General features: G+C 64.7%; 18 protein-coding genes. 12 read left to right on the forward strand and 6 right to left on the reverse strand.

The genetic code is table 11. From position 1 onward, the window contains the following. Positions 1–85: 85 nt before the first annotated feature. Positions 86–808, forward strand: a complete 723-nt coding sequence (locus OKW39_RS19820; protein ID WP_429563337.1) for a (Fe-S)-binding protein — start codon at positions 86–88, stop codon at positions 806–808. Between the two features lie 111 nt (positions 809–919). Continuing rightward, positions 920–2,335, forward strand: coding sequence for a lactate utilization protein B (locus OKW39_RS19825; RefSeq protein ID WP_429363650.1), 1,416 nt, complete (start codon positions 920–922; stop codon positions 2,333–2,335). Between the two features lie 95 nt (positions 2,336–2,430). Here OKW39_RS19825 and OKW39_RS19830 read toward each other — a convergent pair whose 3' ends face one another. Beyond that, positions 2,431–2,958 (reverse strand): hypothetical protein, encoded by a 528-nt coding sequence (locus OKW39_RS19830; RefSeq protein ID WP_429334822.1) that lies wholly within the window; start codon positions 2,956–2,958, stop codon positions 2,431–2,433. A 275-nt stretch (positions 2,959–3,233) separates the two neighbouring features. On the opposite strand from OKW39_RS19830, the gene OKW39_RS19835 reads away from it, so the two are divergent. The 10 genes from OKW39_RS19835 to iscX all read left to right on the forward strand — a co-directional run bounded on the left by OKW39_RS19835 (position 3,234) and on the right by iscX (position 10,454). Then, the gene (locus tag OKW39_RS19835) at positions 3,234–3,473 is read left to right on the forward strand and encodes a hypothetical protein (protein ID WP_090800800.1); all 240 of its coding nucleotides are present in this window, start codon (positions 3,234–3,236) and stop codon (positions 3,471–3,473) included. A 152-nt stretch (positions 3,474–3,625) separates the two neighbouring features. Beyond that, positions 3,626–4,123, forward strand: coding sequence for a low molecular weight protein-tyrosine-phosphatase (locus tag OKW39_RS19840; protein WP_429334821.1), 498 nt, complete (start codon positions 3,626–3,628; stop codon positions 4,121–4,123). A 163-nt stretch (positions 4,124–4,286) separates the two neighbouring features. Continuing rightward, positions 4,287–4,817 (forward strand): Fe-S cluster assembly transcriptional regulator IscR, encoded by a 531-nt coding sequence (gene iscR / locus OKW39_RS19845; RefSeq protein WP_018417524.1) that lies wholly within the window; start codon positions 4,287–4,289, stop codon positions 4,815–4,817. Between the two features lie 84 nt (positions 4,818–4,901). After that, complete coding sequence (locus OKW39_RS19850) at positions 4,902–6,125, forward strand: IscS subfamily cysteine desulfurase (protein ID WP_184005994.1); 1,224 nt, start codon at positions 4,902–4,904, stop codon at positions 6,123–6,125. Between the two features lie 72 nt (positions 6,126–6,197). Beyond that, positions 6,198–6,611 (forward strand): Fe-S cluster assembly scaffold IscU, encoded by a 414-nt coding sequence (gene iscU, locus OKW39_RS19855; RefSeq protein ID WP_090800797.1) that lies wholly within the window; start codon positions 6,198–6,200, stop codon positions 6,609–6,611. A gap of 78 nt (positions 6,612–6,689) precedes the next feature. Further along, positions 6,690–7,013 (forward strand): iron-sulfur cluster assembly protein IscA, encoded by a 324-nt coding sequence (gene iscA, locus OKW39_RS19860; RefSeq protein WP_090800794.1) that lies wholly within the window; start codon positions 6,690–6,692, stop codon positions 7,011–7,013. A 137-nt stretch (positions 7,014–7,150) separates the two neighbouring features. Continuing rightward, on the forward strand, positions 7,151–7,678 hold the full coding sequence (gene hscB, locus OKW39_RS19865) for a Fe-S protein assembly co-chaperone HscB (RefSeq protein ID WP_429563338.1): 528 nt from the start codon (positions 7,151–7,153) through the stop codon (positions 7,676–7,678). A gap of 161 nt (positions 7,679–7,839) precedes the next feature. Then, positions 7,840–9,711, forward strand: a complete 1,872-nt coding sequence (gene hscA, locus OKW39_RS19870) for a Fe-S protein assembly chaperone HscA (protein WP_429563339.1) — start codon at positions 7,840–7,842, stop codon at positions 9,709–9,711. Between the two features lie 188 nt (positions 9,712–9,899). After that, entirely contained in the window at positions 9,900–10,241 is a 342-nt protein-coding gene (gene fdx, locus OKW39_RS19875; RefSeq protein WP_090800789.1) for an ISC system 2Fe-2S type ferredoxin, read from the forward strand. Positions 10,242–10,256: 15 nt separating this feature from the next. Further along, positions 10,257–10,454 carry a Fe-S cluster assembly protein IscX gene (gene iscX / locus OKW39_RS19880; protein ID WP_027198111.1) on the forward strand — a complete coding sequence of 66 codons (198 nt, stop codon included), beginning with the start codon at positions 10,257–10,259 and terminating at the stop codon, positions 10,452–10,454. A 102-nt stretch (positions 10,455–10,556) separates the two neighbouring features. Here the strand turns inward: iscX and OKW39_RS19885 are convergent, their stop codons facing one another. The 5 genes from OKW39_RS19885 to OKW39_RS19905 all read right to left on the reverse strand — a co-directional run bounded on the left by OKW39_RS19885 (position 10,557) and on the right by OKW39_RS19905 (position 17,359). After that, positions 10,557–11,255 carry a glycine zipper 2TM domain-containing protein gene (locus OKW39_RS19885; protein WP_429563340.1) on the reverse strand — a complete coding sequence of 233 codons (699 nt, stop codon included), beginning with the start codon at positions 11,253–11,255 and terminating at the stop codon, positions 10,557–10,559. Positions 11,256–11,600: 345 nt separating this feature from the next. Continuing rightward, entirely contained in the window at positions 11,601–13,127 is a 1,527-nt protein-coding gene (gene lysS / locus OKW39_RS19890) for a lysine--tRNA ligase (RefSeq protein ID WP_429334817.1), read from the reverse strand. A 185-nt stretch (positions 13,128–13,312) separates the two neighbouring features. Beyond that, a protein-coding gene (gene prfB / locus OKW39_RS19895) for a peptide chain release factor 2 (RefSeq protein ID WP_429563341.1) occupies positions 13,313–14,417 on the reverse strand; the annotation gives its coding sequence in 2 pieces (ribosomal slippage) (positions 13,313–14,335 and positions 14,337–14,417; 1,104 coding nt in all). A 109-nt stretch (positions 14,418–14,526) separates the two neighbouring features. Continuing rightward, positions 14,527–16,233, reverse strand: coding sequence for a single-stranded-DNA-specific exonuclease RecJ (recJ, locus tag OKW39_RS19900; protein ID WP_429563342.1), 1,707 nt, complete (start codon positions 16,231–16,233; stop codon positions 14,527–14,529). A 16-nt stretch (positions 16,234–16,249) separates the two neighbouring features. Continuing rightward, on the reverse strand, positions 16,250–17,359 hold the full coding sequence (locus OKW39_RS19905; RefSeq protein WP_429563343.1) for a regulator: 1,110 nt from the start codon (positions 17,357–17,359) through the stop codon (positions 16,250–16,252). Between the last annotated feature and the right edge of the window lie 30 nt (positions 17,360–17,389).

Below are 17,389 nucleotides of genomic sequence, written 5' to 3' on the forward strand. Positions count from 1 at the left end.
CGGCGTGCTTCCTATGCCTTCCGGCCGTTGGTATTGCACCGGCAAACGGCGGATAATCAGGGACGTTTCCCCGCAAGGAGGGCTCATGCGAGTCGGATTGTTCGTCACTTGCCTCATTGACCTGATGCGTCCCGAGATCGGTTTCTCCGTCATCAAGCTGATCGAAGGCGCCGGTTTCGAGGTCGTGGTGCCGCCCGCGCAAACCTGTTGCGGGCAACCTGCGTATAACTCGGGAGACCGCCGCCTCGCGCGCGACCTTGCCGAGAAAACGCTGCGCGAGTTCGAACAGTTCGACTATGTGGTGGTGCCGTCGGGCTCGTGCGGCGGCATGATCCGCGCGCACTACGGCGACCTGTTCCGCGACGATCCCGAACTGATGAACCGTTTCGGCCGCCTGCGCGGCAAGGTGTTCGAGCTGACGGATTTCCTCGTCAACGTCGCGAAGGTGCAGTTGCAACCGGGCGAGTTCACGGGACAGGTGACTTATCACGACTCGTGTTCGGGCTTGCGCGAACTGGGCGTCAAGGAACAGCCGCGCGAACTGCTCGCGCAGGTCGGCGTCGCGGTCACCGAGATGAAAGGCTGCGAGCATTGCTGCGGCTTCGGCGGCACTTTCGCGGTCAAATACGGCGATATCTCGACCGCGATCGTCGACGAAAAGTGCGCGAACATCGCCGCGAGCGGCGCCGGTGCGGTGGTGCTCGGCGACCTCGGCTGCATGTTGAATATCGAAGGGCGGCTGCGCCGCAACGGCGACTCGACGACGCGCGTGCTGCATATCGCACAGGTGCTGGCCGGCGACGTGTAATCCCCGCGCGGCGAACACCGCCATTGTTCGCGTCACGTTTATCTTGTCTGTCACGCATTGCGTCGGGCGCGAATGCGCCGCGCGTTTCAATCCGATCTCATCAGGGCCGCCATGCAAGTCCAATCGATGCAGTTCAAGGCTCGCGCCGGCCAGAAACTCGCCGACCAGCGCCTGCAGCAGAACCTGACCAAGCTGTCCACGAAGTTCGTGTCGGCGCGCGCGAGCGCGATGACCGCGATCGATTTCCCCGCGACGCGGGCCGCGCTCAAGGAGCGCCGTGATCGCGCGCTCGAGAATCTCGACGTGTGGCTCGAAACCTTCGAGCGCGAGGCGACCCGGCGCGGCGTGACTGTGCTGTTCGCGGAGACCACGCAGGAGGCCGCGCGGCTCGTCGGCGACATTGCGCGCAAGCACGACGTGAAGAAGGTGATCAAGACCAAGTCGATGGTCACCGAGGAAATGCGTCTGAACGAAGTGCTCGGGCAGATAGGCGTGCAGTCGATCGAAACCGACCTTGGCGAATACATCCTGCAGATCAACGACAACGAGCCGCCAAGCCACATCATCGCGCCGGTCGTTCACAAGGATAAGGACGAGATCGCCGATCTGTTCGCGAAGACGCACGGCCGGCCGCGGCTCACCGAGATTCCCGACATGACGCGTGAGGCGCGCGAGATGCTGCGGCCGCATTTTCTGAGCGCGGACATGGGCGTGACGGGCGGCAATTTCATCATCGCGGAAACGGGCTCGGTCGCGGTCGTGACCAACGAGGGCAACGAAGGTATGTGCACGGTGTTGCCGCGCGTGCATGTCGCTGTCACCGGCATCGAGAAGGTGCTGCCGACGCTCGAGGATCTCGCGACGGCTATGCGCCTGCTGCCGCGTTCGGCAACCGGCCAGGCCACCTCGAACTATTTTTCGATGCTGACCGGGCCGCGTGGCGCGGGCGATCAGGATGGGCCCGAGCATATGTACGTGGTGCTCGTCGACGGTGGCCGCACAGGGCTGATCGGCGGCGACTTCCAGGAGATGCTTCGCTGCATCCGCTGCGGCGCGTGCATGAACCATTGCCCGGTGTATCAGAAGGTCGGCGGGCACGCATATGGCTGGGTCTATCCGGGGCCGATGGGGTCGGTGCTGACGCCGAGCTATGTCGGCATCGACAAGGCGCTCGACCTGCCGCAAGCGGCGACGTTATGCGGCGAATGCAATAGCGTGTGCCCGGTCGGTATCCCGCTGTCCGATCTGTTGCGCAAGCTGCGCGAAAAGCAGATGGAGCGACACCTGCGGCCGTGGAAGGAGCGCGCCGGGTTGGCGCTGTGGGGCTGGCTCGCGCTGCATCCCGATGCCTATGCGCTGTTTACCAAACTCGCCGTGCGCGTGCTGGAGCGCATGGGTGGGCGCAATCGGTCGATCGCCAAACTGCCGCTCGGCGGCGCGGGCTGGACCGATACGCGCGACATGCCGGCGCCGGTGGGTCGTACGTTCCGCGAGTTGTATGCCGCGCAGCGCAGCCATATTGGCTGAGCGGGCGGCATTGGGATTGGTTTGACGGCTGCGCGCTCGCGCAGCCGTCGAAACGGGCGAAGAAGCCGCCGGGATACTTCAGCGCCGCTCCGTCTTCAATGTTCGGTCATCTGCCCCGGCTGACGCGCGGGCGCATTTCTCCCCAAATCGTTGCCTCGTCCGCCGCCGTTGCCGGCTTGCGGCTGGCGCGGCGGCGGGCCGCCCGCGCCGGGGTGCGGGCCGCCATTGGCGCCACCAGGGCCGTGCGGACCGCCCGCTGCGCCCTGCGGCGGCGGGCCGCCGTGCGGTTGTCCAGGACCGCCGCCATTGTTGCCATGACCGTTGCCGTGATCGCCGTGGTGCCAGTCGTTGTCGTTCGGATGACCGCGATCCGGATAGCCACGATAGCCGGAGCCCGACGCCGGGCCGTAGTAGCGTCCCGGACCGTAATCGCCATAGCCGAGGTACACATTGGTTTGCGGCACGACCGCGGCACCCGGCGCGTATGCGGAATCGTCATAACCGTTGTAGCCGCTATAGGCGCCGTAGCCGTTGCCGTATATCGGCGTGCCGTTCGGATAGACCGCGCAGCCGCCGAGCAGCGCGGCGGCCATCAGGCCGACGGAAGGTGCAATGCGTTTCATTTTGTGGGACCGTTGCCAGTGCAAAGAAATGTAAGGGTAAGAATAAGACCGTCATTGTCGCCGTCCGTCGCGGCGGCTTTGTATGCGTTTGTAAGCTTTACTTTTGTGTGCCAGCGATGCGCCACTCGTTCCCGAAAGAGGTCTCACTTGACTGTTTCGTATCAAGCAACGATCTATCCCGCGCGGGCGGGTTTTTCCCGATTGTGAATTCCTATAGCATTTCGTTAGGGCATAGTGCGTCATAAGCTCATGCGCCCCTAATTGAAAAACACATCATGAAAAAGACAATATCGGTGTACTGGCCCCTAGCCATCGTTGTACCTCTCGCGGTGCTCGCCTTTCTGCACGTCAACGGCCAAACCGCTTCGCGCGCTTCGCAGATGCCGCTCGACGCCAATCATCTGACCGCCGAACTCGCACGCGCGGTGTCGTACGGCATGATCGACACGGCGTCGGCATTGCCGGCCAAGCCGATGCGTGCAGCCACGGCGACGCCGGCCGCCGAGGCATCGTAAGCCGGCGCGGCGGACCGCGACGCTCCGAAGCCGCGGATCTTGCTGGCTGCGCCCCGCTCGGCGCGAATCTGTCGAGATTTGTATAATCGCGGCGCAGTCCGCTGACTGTCTGACGACCTCACGCGCGGCGCCTCGGGCGTCGAAAATCCCTGATGAAAACTGTGTCCATCTGTTTCGTTTGCCTCGGGAATATCTGCCGTTCACCGACGGCGGAGGGCGTGATGCGTCATCTGGTCGACGAGGCGAAGCTTGCGGACTGCATCCTGATCGATTCGGCCGGCACCGGCAATTGGCACATCGGCGCGGCGCCCGACGAACGCGCGCAACACGCGGCCCGCCAGCGCGGCTATGCGCTCGACGCGCTGCGCGGCCGCCAGATCACGGTCGCGGACTTCGAGCGGTTCGATCTGCTGATTGCCATGGACGACCGAAACGTCGCCGCGTTGCGTCAACTGTGCCCGCGCGCACAGCGCGACAAGATCCGTCTGCTGATGGAGTTCGTGCCTGAGTCGGATGGCCGCTGGAGCGGCGCGCGAGAGGTTGTCGATCCGTATTTCGGCGGCGCGGAAGGCTTCGAGTTGGTGCTCGATCAGTGCGAAGCAGCCTGCCGCGGGCTGATCGCCGCGCTGCGCCCGCAGTTGCTCGCGTAGGCATCGGGCGAAGAACGCAGACGCACTACACGGTTGGGGGCGCGGCGTCGACGTATGGCGATCAATTAAGCGAATGACACAAAATTTACCGCCCATACTTGACTAAAACGCTCATGTATTTATACTTGACCAAACTTGTCGAGAATTGCGGTTCCCACATCATATGAGACTCACCACGAAAGGCCGTTTCGCCGTCACGGCGATGATCGACCTGGCGCTGCGCCAGGAGCAGGGCCCGGTGACGCTTGCGGGTATCAGCCAGCGCCAACACATCTCCCTGTCGTATCTCGAGCAGCTGTTTGGCAAGCTGCGCCGTCATGAAATCGTCGAATCCGTGCGCGGACCGGGCGGTGGCTACAATCTCGCGCGCCGTGCCGAAGAGGTGACGGTAGCCGACATCATCATCGCGGTCGACGAACCGCTCGACGCCACCCAGTGCGGCGGTAAGGGCACATGCGAAGGCACCAAGCAGCACGACGGCCACTGCATGACGCATGAGCTGTGGTCGACGCTGAACCAGAAAATGGTCGAATATCTCGATTCGGTTTCGCTGAAGGATCTGGTGGATCAGCAGCGTTCGCGCGAAGGCACGCCGGCCGTGCTGCGCGACAGGCGCAACGACGCGCCGGCGGTCGAACCCGTGCGCGTGGCGCCCAAGGGTCCAAATTCTGTTTTCAACATGGCCGGTTCGTGAAGCGCGGCACGCAATAGAAAAACCCTCGCCGCAGCCCCATATCGAACCCAGAAGCCAGAGCACATGACGTCCCCGGAGCAATTGATGAATAACGACTCTCTCCATCTGCCCATCTACATGGACTACAGCGCCACGACGCCGATCGATCCGCGTGTGGTGGACAAGATGATCCCGTATCTGCGCGAGCAGTTCGGCAATCCCGCGTCGCGTAGTCACGCTTATGGCTGGACCGCCGAGCGCGCAGTCGAGGAAGCGCGCGAGCAGGTGGCCGCGCTCGTGAACGCCGATCCACGCGAAATCATCTGGACCTCGGGTGCGACGGAGTCGGACAACCTCGCTCTGAAAGGTGCCGCGCACTTCTACAAGAGCAAGGGCAAGCACATCATCACGGTGAAGACCGAGCACAAGGCGGTGCTGGACACCACCCGCGAGCTCGAGCGCGAAGGCTTCGAAGTCACCTATCTGGATGTCAAGGACGACGGTCTGATCGACCTCGACGCGTTCAAGGCGGCGCTGCGCCCGGACACGATTCTGGTGTCGGTGATGTCGGTCAACAACGAGATCGGCGTCATCCAGGACATCGAGGCGATTGGCGAGATCACGCGCGAGAAGGGCATCATTTTCCACGTCGACGCGGCGCAGGCCACCGGCAAGATCCAGATTGATCTGCAGAAGCTGAAGGTCGACCTGATGTCGTTCTCGGCGCACAAGACCTACGGCCCGAAGGGCATCGGCGCGCTTTACGTGCGTCGCAAGCCGCGTATCCGTATCGAGGCGCAGATGCACGGCGGCGGTCACGAGCGCGGCATGCGTTCGGGCACGCTCGCCACGCACCAGATCGTCGGCATGGGTGAAGCGTTCCGTATCGCGCGTGAAGAGATGGCGACCGAAAACGAGCGCATCCGCATGCTGCGTGACCGGCTGCTGAAAGGCCTGTCGCAAATCGAGGAAGTGTATGTGAACGGCGACATGGAAAAGCGTGTGCCGCACAACCTGAACATCAGCTTCAATTTCGTCGAAGGCGAATCGCTGATCATGGCGGTGAAGGATGTCGCGGTGTCGTCGGGCTCGGCGTGCACATCGGCGTCGCTGGAGCCGTCGTACGTGCTGCGCGCGCTTGGCCGCAACGACGAACTCGCGCACAGCTCGATCCGCTTCACGGTGGGACGCTTCACGACCGAGCAGGAAATCGACTACGTGATCAACCTGCTGAAGTCGAAGATTTCCAAGCTGCGCGATCTGTCGCCGCTGTGGGAAATGCACAAGGACGGGATCGATCTGTCGACCATCCAGTGGGCCGCGCACTGACGCGCCGGCTGGACGAAGCGGACGTCGAACGTTCATCGCATTGCAGGTTGAAACGAATCAAGGAGTGTAATCATGGCTTATAGCGACAAGGTCCTCGACCACTACGAAAACCCGCGCAACGTCGGTTCCTTCGCGAAGGACGACGACACGGTCGGTACCGGCATGGTCGGCGCGCCGGCCTGCGGCGACGTGATGAAGCTGCAGATCCGCGTCGGCGCGGACGGCATCATCGAAGACGCGAAGTTCAAGACCTACGGCTGCGGCTCGGCCATCGCATCGAGCTCGCTCGTCACCGAATGGGTGAAGGGCAAGACGCTCGACCAGGCGATGTCGATCAAGAACACGCAGATCGCCGAAGAACTGGCACTGCCGCCGGTGAAGATCCATTGCTCGATCCTCGCGGAAGACGCGATCAAGGCAGCGGTCGCCGACTACAAGCAGCGCCACGGCGAAGCAGCGCTTGCCGAAGACGGCAAGGCCGCCTGAGCAACTGGGTAAGAACGGAGTAACCGGTGAGCGCAGCGCGGACACGCGCGCCGCGCGCTCTGGCAACTGAGAAACGTTATGGCAATTACGTTGACCGAAAAGGCAGCACAGCACGTCCAGAAGTATCTGACCCGCCGCGGTAAGGGCATCGGGTTGCGCGTCGGCGTGCGCACCACCGGTTGCTCGGGCCTCGCCTACAAGCTCGAGTACGTGGACGAAGTCGCGCCTGAAGATCAGGTGTTCGAGACGGGCGGCGTGAAGGTCGTCGTCGACCCGAAGAGTCTCGCGTATATCGACGGCACCGAGCTCGACTTCGCGCGCGAAGGGCTGAACGAAGGCTTCAGGTTCAACAACCCGAACGTGAAAGACGAATGCGGCTGCGGCGAGTCGTTCCGCGTCTAGATTCGTTACCTTCCGCGTGCGGCGGATAAAAGGCGGCGCGGGCCGCCTTTTTAGTTTGATCCGCGCTCCACTGAACCGGTCACGCCTGACAAGGCCCGACTTCTCCATACCAGTTTTCATCAACGGACTTTAATCCGATGGCCTCGCTGAACGACAGCCACTTCGATCTGTTTGGTCTGCCGGCGCAATTCGCGCTCGACGCGAGCACGCTCGATCACGCGTACCGCACCGTGCAGGCGCAGGTGCATCCGGATCGCTTCGCGGCGGCCGGCGATGCGCAAAAGCGTATCGCGATGCAGTGGGCGACGCGCGCGAACGAGGCCTATCAGACGCTGCGCGATCCGCTCAAGCGCGCGACCTATCTGCTGTCGTTGCGCGGCATCAACGTCGGCGCGGAGAACAACACGGCGATGGAGCCCGCGTTCCTGATGCAGCAGATGGAGTGGCGCGAGAACATCGAGGACGCGGCCGCGGCGAAGAACGTCGACGCGCTCGACGCGCTGCTCATCGAGTTGCGCGACGAGGAGCGTCGGCGCTTCGACAAGCTCGGCACATCGCTCGATCACGGCGCGAATCAGGCGGCGGGCGAGGCGGTGCGGCAGCTGATGTTCATCGAGCGCGTCGCGTCGGAAATCGATGCCCAGATCGAGCGGCTCGAAGGCTAGCGCGCTTTCGCGCGACGCGCGCAAAAGCGCGGCGCGGGCAAGCAACAGTAGGCAGCGACGTACTAAGCGACAAACAAAAAACCAGAGCGGCCGCGAGCCGCGGCATCACCCCAGCAACGCGAACATTCAGGACGGGGCACAACGTCCCCGAGAAGATCCAGATGGCCTTACTGCAAATCTCCGAACCCGGCATGGCGCCGGCGCCTCACCAGCGGCGTCTGGCGGTCGGTATCGATCTCGGCACCACCAACTCCCTCGTCGCCGCTGTGCGCAGCGGCGTGCCCGATGTGCTGCCCGACGAAGACGGGCACGTGCTGCTGCCGTCGGTGGTGCGTTACCTGGAGCAGGGCGGCCGTCGCATCGGCCGCCGGGCGAAGGCCGAAGCCGCGACCGACCCGCGCAATACGATCGTGTCGGTCAAGCGCTTCATGGGCCGCGGCAAGGCCGAGGTGGAGGGCGCCGAAAACGCGCCGTACGACTTCGTCGATGCGCCCGGCATGGTGCAGATCCGCACTGTCGACGGCGTGAAGAGCCCGGTCGAGGTGTCGGCTGAAATTCTCGCGACGCTGCGCCAGCGCGCCGAAGACACGCTCGGCGACGAGCTCGTCGGCGCGGTAATCACGGTGCCCGCTTACTTCGACGAAGCGCAGCGCCAGGCGACCAAGGACGCCGCGCGCCTCGCGGGGCTGAACGTGCTGCGTTTGCTCAACGAACCGACCGCTGCGGCGATCGCCTACGGTCTCGACAACGGAGCCGAAGGTTTGTACGCGGTCTACGACCTCGGCGGCGGCACCTTCGACCTGTCGATCCTGAAACTCACCAAGGGCGTTTTCGAAGTGCTCGCGGCGGGCGGCGATTCCGCGCTCGGCGGCGACGACTTCGACCATGCGCTATATCGCTATGTGCTCGAACAGGCCGGCATCGAGTCAAAGACGCTCGCGCCGCACGACGTGCGCCTGCTGCTCGATAGCGTGCGCGAGGCCAAGGAGGCGCTGTCGAGCGCGTCGCAAACCACCCTCGAGCTCACGCTTGCCAACGGCACCGCGCTCGATCTGACGATCGACGAAGCCACTTTCGAGACCATCACGGCCGCGCTGGTGCAACGCACGCTGGGCCCGACGAAAAAGGCGCTGCGCGACGCGAAGGTCACCACGAAGGAAATCAAAGGCGTCGTGCTGGTCGGCGGCGCGACGCGCATGCCGGTGATCCGCCGCGCGGTCGAGGCGTTCTTCGGCCAGCCGCCGCTCGTCAATCTCGATCCGGATCAGGTCGTCGCACTCGGCGCCGCGATCCAGGCCGATCTGCTCGCCGGCAACCGCGGGGCGGAAGGCGACGAATGGCTACTGCTCGACGTGATTCCGCTGTCGCTCGGCGTCGAGACGATGGGTGGCCTCACCGAAAAGATCATTCCGCGCAACTCGACGATTCCAGTCGCGCGTGCGCAGGATTTCACGACCTTCAAGGACGGCCAGACCGCGATGGCGATTCACGTCGTCCAAGGCGAGCGCGAGCTCGTCAGCGATTGCCGTTCGCTCGCGCGCTTCGAGCTGCGCGGCATTCCGCCGATGGCCGCCGGCGCCGCGCGCATTCGCGTGACCTATCAGGTCGACGCCGACGGCCTGCTGTCGGTGTTTGCGCGCGAGCTGGCGTCGGGCGTGGAGGCATCGGTCGTCGTGAAGCCTTCGTATGGCCTCGCCGACGACGACATCGCGCGCATGCTCGAAGACAGCTTTTCGACCGCTGAAATCGACATGCGGGCGCGCGCTCTGCGTGAGGCGCAGGTCGAAGCGCAGCGTCTCGTCGAAGCGACCGACGCGGCGCTCGCCGCCGACGCCGAGTTGCTCGACGACAGCGAACGCGCAGAACTCGACGCGTTGCTCGCCGCGCTGCGCAACGTCGCGCCAGGCGAAGACGTCGGCGCGATCGAAGCCGCGACGAAGGCGCTCGCCGAAGGCACCGACGAATTCGCCGCGCGCCGCATGAACAAGGGAATTCGCCGCGCGCTGTCGGGCCGCAAGCTCGACGAGATCTGAACGGGTGAGCGTAGCGGCAGCAACGTGCACGCGACGCGCGCTCAGGCCACGCACGAACTGCGCCCCCCACGAACCACCGATCGCGCCCGCGCGGACTTAAAAAGTCCGCGCGGCGCCAGTAAAATGGCACGGAGCCTGCACGCGGCATTGCTGGCAGCCGCCGTGCCTCAGACCCAAACGGAAACTGTATGCCTCAAATCGTTGTGCTGCCTCACGTCGAACTGTGCCCGGAAGGCGCGGTGATCGACGCCGTTCCCGGCAAGAGCATCTGCGACAACCTGCTCGATAACGGTATCGAAATCGAGCATGCGTGCGAGAAGTCGTGCGCGTGCACGACCTGCCACGTAATCGTGCGTGAGGGTTTCGCCGCCTTGACGCCATCCGAGGAAGACGAGGACGATCTGTTGGACAAGGCATGGGGGTTGGAACCGGCTTCGCGCCTGTCGTGTCAGGCGGTCATGCCGGACGAGCAGGATCTGGTCGTCGAAATTCCGCGTTACTCGATCAATCACGCGAAGGAAAATCACTAACAGGAGGGTGCCGCCATGAAGTGGACCGATACGCAAGACATCGCGATGGCTCTGACGGACAAGCATCAGGACGTCGATCCACAGCAGGTGCGTTTCACCGACCTGCACCGCTGGGTGACCGAGCTCGAAGGCTTCGACGACGATCCGAACCGTTCGAGCGAAAAGATTCTCGAAGCGATTCAGGCGGCATGGATCGAAGACGCGGATTATTGAACGCGTGTTCGAACGGGTGCATTGAACTCCAAAGAAAAGGCGATTCCGATGGAATCGCCTTTTTTCATGGCGCGTCGACGAACGTTGGGCGCCGAGCTCAGCTCAGTCGGCGACGAGGCCGCCGTTCTGAACGCGCACGCGCTCGCCGTCGCGCAACGGCGGCGCCTCGCTATAGGTGAAGTAGCGCGTCTTGCCGTCTTCCATGTGCACGCGCACCGAATAAGACGTCGTGCTGCGCAGATGTTTTTCGACCGAGTTGCCGGCGAACCCGCCGCCTAGCGCGCCGAGCAGCGTCATCGCGGTACGCCCGCCGCCGGCGCCGAATTGATTACCGACGACCCCCCCGGCCACCGCACCGCCGACCGCGCCAATGCCGGTGCCATGTCCTTCATGCCGAACCGCCGAGATCGCGACGACGGTGCCGCAAGTCCAGCAATAAGCGGCATGCGGCGCCGGCTGCTGCGCATACTGCGGCGCGGCCTGTGCCTGCTGTTGCTGCGCGTATTGCTGCTGGGTCGGAGCGGCGGCAGGGGCGGCCGGCACCGCTTGCTGAGCCTGATCCTGCCGCTGTTGCGCAGATGGCTTGACCGGCGCGGCCGAATCGACGACGCCCGGCGCTTGCGTGCTGACCTGCGCGGCCTGCGTCCGATCGTTCTGTGCGCCGTTGCCCGACGCCTTCGGGAACACGCCGGTGATCGCCGCGGTAGCGACGAGACTCGCGACGAGCACCGCGCCGGCGGCCACCGCGATCAATGGATGAAGACGACGTGGCTGCGTGGGTTGATGAGTAGGGGTGTCCATGTAGGGCCTCCGTTTCTGACAGAGCCGACTTCTTGTGAGACTGAGTGTCGGGCAATTCGATCCGGGCGGCGTTTCTATTTGTAACCGCTCAGGTGGCGCCCTCGGGCGTGGGTAGGCGCCCTTCACGCGGTGCGCTTTGGTGTCAACAAACTTCTAAGACCATCGAGGCCGCGGCGACTTGCGCGCGAACGAGCAGCTTTTACCGCTGGTTACAAACGTTGAGAAGCAGAAAACGGTCCCGCAAAGCGAAAACGCGCGCATAAGAAAACGTCCGGCATCAACCGGGCGCTCGTCAAACCATCGCATTGCGCGCGAAGCACAACGAGCGCTCGCGCCCAGCGTCGCTCAGTCTTCGCGACGCAGATGCGGGAACAGAATCACGTCGCGGATGCTCGGGCTATCGGTCAGCATCATGACCAGACGATCGATGCCGATACCGCAGCCGCCCGCCGGCGGCATGCCGTACTCGAGCGCGCGGATGTAGTCGGCGTCGTAGAACATCGCTTCCTCGTCGCCGGCGTCTTTCTGGTCGACCTGCTTCCTGAAGCGCGCGGCCTGATCTTCCGGATCGTTCAGCTCCGAGAAGCCGTTGGCGATTTCGCGGCCGGTGATGAACAGCTCGAAACGCTCGGTGATGCCTGCCACCTTGTCCGACGCACGCGCGAGCGGCGACACCTCGATCGGGTAGTCGATGATGTAAGTCGGCTCCCACAGTTGCGACTCGGCGGTCTCTTCGAACAGCGCCAGTTGCAGCGAGCCGACGCCCGCATTGAGGAACTGCGGCTGCGACGCATCGACGCCGAACTTCTTCAGCTCGGCGCGCAGGAACGTGCCGTCGGCGAGCTGCTCGTTCGTGTATTGCGGCGCGTATTTCTGGATCGCCTGCGTGATCGTGAGCCGATGGAACGGCTTCGACAGATCGAGCTCGCGGCCCTGATAAGTGATGGTGGCCGTGCCGAGCGCATCGATCGCCGCCTGGCGAATCAGCTGCTCGGTGAAGTCCATCAGCCACTTGTAATCGGTGTAGGCCGCGTAGAACTCGATCATCGTGAATTCCGGGTTGTGGCGCACGGATACGCCCTCGTTGCGGAAATTACGATTGATCTCGAACACGCGCTCGAAGCCGCCCACCACCAGCCGCTTCAGGTACAGCTCCGGCGCGATGCGCAGGAACATCTGCATGTCGAGCGCATTGTGGTGCGTCGAGAACGGCTTGGCCGCCGCGCCGCCCGGAATCGGGTGCAGCATCGGTGTTTCGACTTCCATGAAGTTCGCGTCGGCCATGTACTTGCGGATCGACGAAATCGCCTTCGTGCGCGCGACGAACGTGCGGCGCGTTTCCGGCGTGACGATCAGATCGACATAGCGCTGGCGGTACTTCATTTCCTGGTCGGCGAGACCGTGGAACTTGTCCGGCAGCGGACGCAGCGACTTCGACAGCAGACGCAGCTCGGTGCAGCGCACCGACAACTCGCCCTTGTTGGTGCGGAACAGCACGCCGCGCGCGGCGACGATGTCGCCCATGTCCCACTTCTTGAACCCGTCGTAGGTCTCCTGACCGACGTCGGCCGGTGTGATGAAGAACTGGATCTGACCCGAGCCGTCGCGCACGGTCGCGAAACTTGCCTTGCCCATCACGCGTTTCAGCATCATGCGGCCAGCGATCGCGACTTCGAGCGGATTCGCTTCGAGTGCTTCCTTGTCGGTGTGCTCGTACTGCGCCTGCAGATCTTCAGCGTGGTGCGTGGGACGGAAATCGTTCGGATAGGCGACGCCTCGCTCACGCAGTTCGCGCAGCTTTTCGCGGCGCTCGGCGATGATCTTGTTGTCGTCCGCTTCGGGCACGACAGTCGGCTGGATCGGTTCAGTCATGATGATTTGGTATTCGGTGGCCCGCCGCGGAGTGCTCCGCTGGCGGGAAGCCAGTCAGTGTAAAAACCTCAGGCGGTACTGGAAAAACGGCGAACAAATAGCGTGGAAGCAACGCAAAAGCAACGCAAAAGCAGCAACGAAGAAGGCGCGGTCCCGATCGGTGAACGGGGCCGCGCCGTGCGCGCCTAGACGCCCTGTTTCAGGCTCGCGCTGATGAACGGATCGAGGTCACCGTCGAGCACGCTCTTCGTATTGCTGATTTCGACGTTGGTGCGCAGATCCTTGATGCGGCTGTTGTCGAGCACGTACGAACGGATCTGATGGCCCCAACCCACATCGGTCTTGCCGGCTTCCAGCTTGTCCTGCTCGACCTGACGCTTGCGGATTTCCGCTTCGTACAGGCGCGATTTCAGCATCGCCATGGCTTCGGCGCGGTTGCGGTGCTGCGAGCGGTCGTTCTGGCACTGCACGACGATGCCCGACGGCATGTGCGTGATACGCACCGCGGAGTCGGTCTTGTTGATGTGCTGACCGCCCGCGCCCGAAGCACGGTACGTGTCGATGCGCAGGTCGGCCGGGTTGATGTCGACTTCGATCGAGTCGTCGATTTCCGGGTACACGAACACCGACGAGAACGACGTGTGACGACCGCCCGACGAGTCGAACGGCGACTTGCGCACGAGCCGGTGCACGCCGGTTTCGGTACGCAGGAAGCCGTACGCGTATTCGCCTTCGATCTTGATCGTCGCGTTCTTGATGCCGGCGACGTCGCCTTCGGTCTGCTCGAGCACTTCGGTCTTGAAGCCCTTGCGCTCGCAATAACGCAGATACTGGCGCAGCAGCATCGACGCCCAGTCGCACGCCTCGGTGCCGCCGGCGCCGGCCTGGATGTCGAGAAAGGCGTTGTTGGGATCGGCCGGGTTCGCGAACATCCGGCGGAATTCCATGTCGGCGACGCGTGCCTCGATGGCCTGGGCGTCACCCTCGCAGGCGAGCAGCGTGTCGTCGTCGGCTTCTTCGCGTGCCATCTCGAACAGGTCCTGCGCGTCGCGCACGTCGTTCGTGATCGACGTGAGCTTGCCGACCGTGTCGTCGAGCAGCTTCTTTTCCTTACCGAGTGCCCGGGCGTGCTTCGAGTCGTTCCAGACGTCCGGGTCTTCGAGTTCCCGGTTGACTTCGATTAGACGCAGTGCTTTGTCGTCGTAGTCAAAGATACCCCCGTAGGTCGTCCGCGCGCTTGCGCAGGTCGGCCAGAGAGGCTTCGATCGCGTTGAGACGTTCCGCTTCCATGTCGATCTTCTATTCTGCGTAAAAAGCAGAAATTATAGCCGATCGCCACGCCGCGCCGGAGCCTCGCGGGCGATCCAGCGCGTGTTCGCGATTGATTTTGCGGAAGATTTCAGCTCACCGCGTGCTCGACGATCAGTTGCACGCGCGACACGCCGTTCCATGTATCGCTCGCGAGCCGGTAGGCGACGGTGGTGCGCGCGGGCAGCGTGTCGGTGTGATTGAACCAGATCGCGTTGAAGCGCTGGCGGCCGCGCAGCAGTTGCAGCTTCAGGTGCTTGTCCTTCACCAACGCCTGCGAGGCGACCGCGAATTCGCCGGAGAACACCGGCGCCGGAAAACCCTGGCCCCAGACGGCCGCGTCGAGCATTTCGACGAATTGCGGCGTGAAGTACGCGTCTTCGAGCTCGCCGTCGGTTTCGATCGTGCGCGCGAGCGCCTGCGCGGACAGCCATTCGCGGCCGACCGCCTCGAACGCGGCGGTGAAGCGCGGCACGTCGGCGGCGGCGATCGTCAGGCCCGCGGCCATCGCGTGGCCGCCGAATTTGACGATCAGGTCCGGCTCGCGCTTCGAGATCAGATCGAGCGCGTCGCGCAGGTGGAAGCCCGCGATCGAGCGGCCCGAGCCCTTGACGAGCATGCCGGTATCGTCGGCCGGCGCGAACGTGAACGACGGGCGGTGGAACTTCTCTTTCAGCCGTCCCGCGACGATGCCGATCACGCCCTGATGCCAGCCCGGATTGAACAACGTGATCGTGGTCGCGCCGTCGGGATCGACCGTCGACAGGTCGTCCAGCGCCTGCTGCTGCATGCCCGCCTCGATTTCACGGCGCTCGCGGTTCATCGTGTCGAGCTGCTGCGCGAGTTCCCATGCGCGGCCGACGTCGTCGGTGGTCAGGCATTCGATGCCGAGCGACATGTCCGACAGCCGTCCCGCCGCGTTCAGGCGCGGTCCCAGCGCGAAGCCGAGGTCGAAGCCGGACGCGTTGCGCGCATCGCGCGCGGCGGCCCGAAACAGCGCGGCGATGCCCGGCTGCATGCGGCCGCGGCGGATGCGCTGCAGACCTTGCGCGACCAGCACGCGGTTGTTGCCGTCGAGTTTGACGACATCGGCGACGGTGCCGAGTGCGACCAGATCGAGCAGGCCGTCGAGGCGCGGCTCGGGCAGCGCGTCGCCGAATGCCCCACGGCGGCGCAGCTCGGCGCGTAGCGCGAGCAGCACGTAGAACATCACGCCGACGCCGGCGAGGCACTTGCTCGGGAACGTGCAGCCCGGCTGGTTCGGATTGACGATTGCGCGCGCGGCGGGCAGTTCGTCGCCGGGCAGGTGGTGGTCGGTGACGAGCACGTCGATGCCAAGGGCGTTGGCCGCCGCGACGCCGTCGACGCTCGCGATGCCGTTGTCGACGGTGATCAGCAGATCGGGCTTGCCGGCCGCGCCACGCGCCGCCAGCTCGACGATGTCCGGCGTGAGCCCGTAGCCGTGCTCCATGCGGTTCGGCACCAGGTAGTCGATGCGCGCGCCGAACATGCGCAGCCCGCGCACCGCGACCGCGCAGGCGGTCGCGCCGTCGCAGTCGTAGTCGGCGACGACCAGCATGCGGCGCTGCTGCTGGAGCGCGTCGGCGAGCAGCGCGGCGGCCGCGTCGCAGCCCTTCAGTTCGGCTGGCGGCACGAGCCGCGCGAGGCCGGTTTCGACGTCCTCGGGCAGGCATACGCCGCGCGATGCGTACAGGCGCGCGAGCACCGGATGCAGGCCGCAGCGGGTCAGCACTTCGGCGTCGACGGGGGAGCAGGGGCGCGTAACGATTCGGGTCATGCGGAAGGGCCGTGGATCATTCGATGAAAAGCGAGGCCAGCACGCGCCGCCGCCAGAATTTGCGCAGATCGCCGCGCGTGACCGTCAGCGTCACCGAGCCGGTGTCGCCGCACAGCGTGAGGCCGAGCTCGGCGAGTTCGCCCGACTGGAGAGCCGCGAGCGCGGGCGCGAACCAGTCGGTCTGCAGCGCGGCGAATGCCTGGTTCCAGCGCGCCCAGTCCTGTTCGATGTAGGGCGCGGAGAAGGGGTCGAGTTCGACGAGCGTTGCGCCGCTGCCGTTGGTGGTGCCGCGCAGCGCCGCGGCCAGTTCGCGATACGACGCCGGCGGCGCGCCTGTCGCGACCCCCGCGCTGAGCGCGAGACCGCGCGTTGCGGCGGTATCGGACAGCACCTGCGCGAACGGACTGCGCACGCTCCGCGCGGCGCCTTGCGCGTGAAACCAGATCGAGTTGACGGCCGGCAGCCCGCGCGCCTCCCGCGCTTCGTTGACCGGATGCTCGAACCACGCCATCTGCACTTCGTTCTGCAGCTTCATCCACGCGCGAGAGCGTTCGCCGGAATGCGCTTCGTGCGGCAACCAGATCTCGATGTTGCGGCCGCTCGCGCGCAACGGCGACGCGCCCGCGAGCGAGCCGAAAGCGTCGCTCGACAGATACCAGCGGATTGGCTTGGGCGCCTCGATGCGCACGCCGAGTTCCTCGATCAGCGGACGCGCAAGCGCGAGCAGCGTGCTCGCTTCGTCGTCCGACAGATTGAGCGACGCCGGGTCGATCAGCACCAGGTGGTCGTGCGCGATGTGCACGTGTACCGGCTGCACGCAGGCCCACGTCGCGTTGCCGGGTTCGCCGCCGTCGGCGCGCAGCATGTAGGGCGCGAGCGGGGCTTCGTCGGCGGCGGCCGAGGCGCCGTCGGGCAGCGCGCCGAATTGTCGCGCGACCCAGCGCTCGTGCGGCAGCGTGCGCTGAAAATCCTCGCCGATCACGCGTTCGATCAGCGTCGCGCGCGCGATCAGCCTGTCGAGAGCGGGGCACTGGATGTCGTGAAGCGCGGTGGAGGCGTCGGCCGCGGCAGGCAGCGCGAAGGGCAGCAGAAGATGGAGGCGGTCGGCAGGCATGATGTTGCGCATTGTAGGGCAAACGGTGCGAGTATTTCGACG

Origin of the sequence: Paraburkholderia sp. MM6662-R1, from assembly GCF_050436245.1 — a bacterium.
Classification (GTDB): domain Bacteria; phylum Pseudomonadota; class Gammaproteobacteria; order Burkholderiales; family Burkholderiaceae; genus Paraburkholderia; species Paraburkholderia tuberum.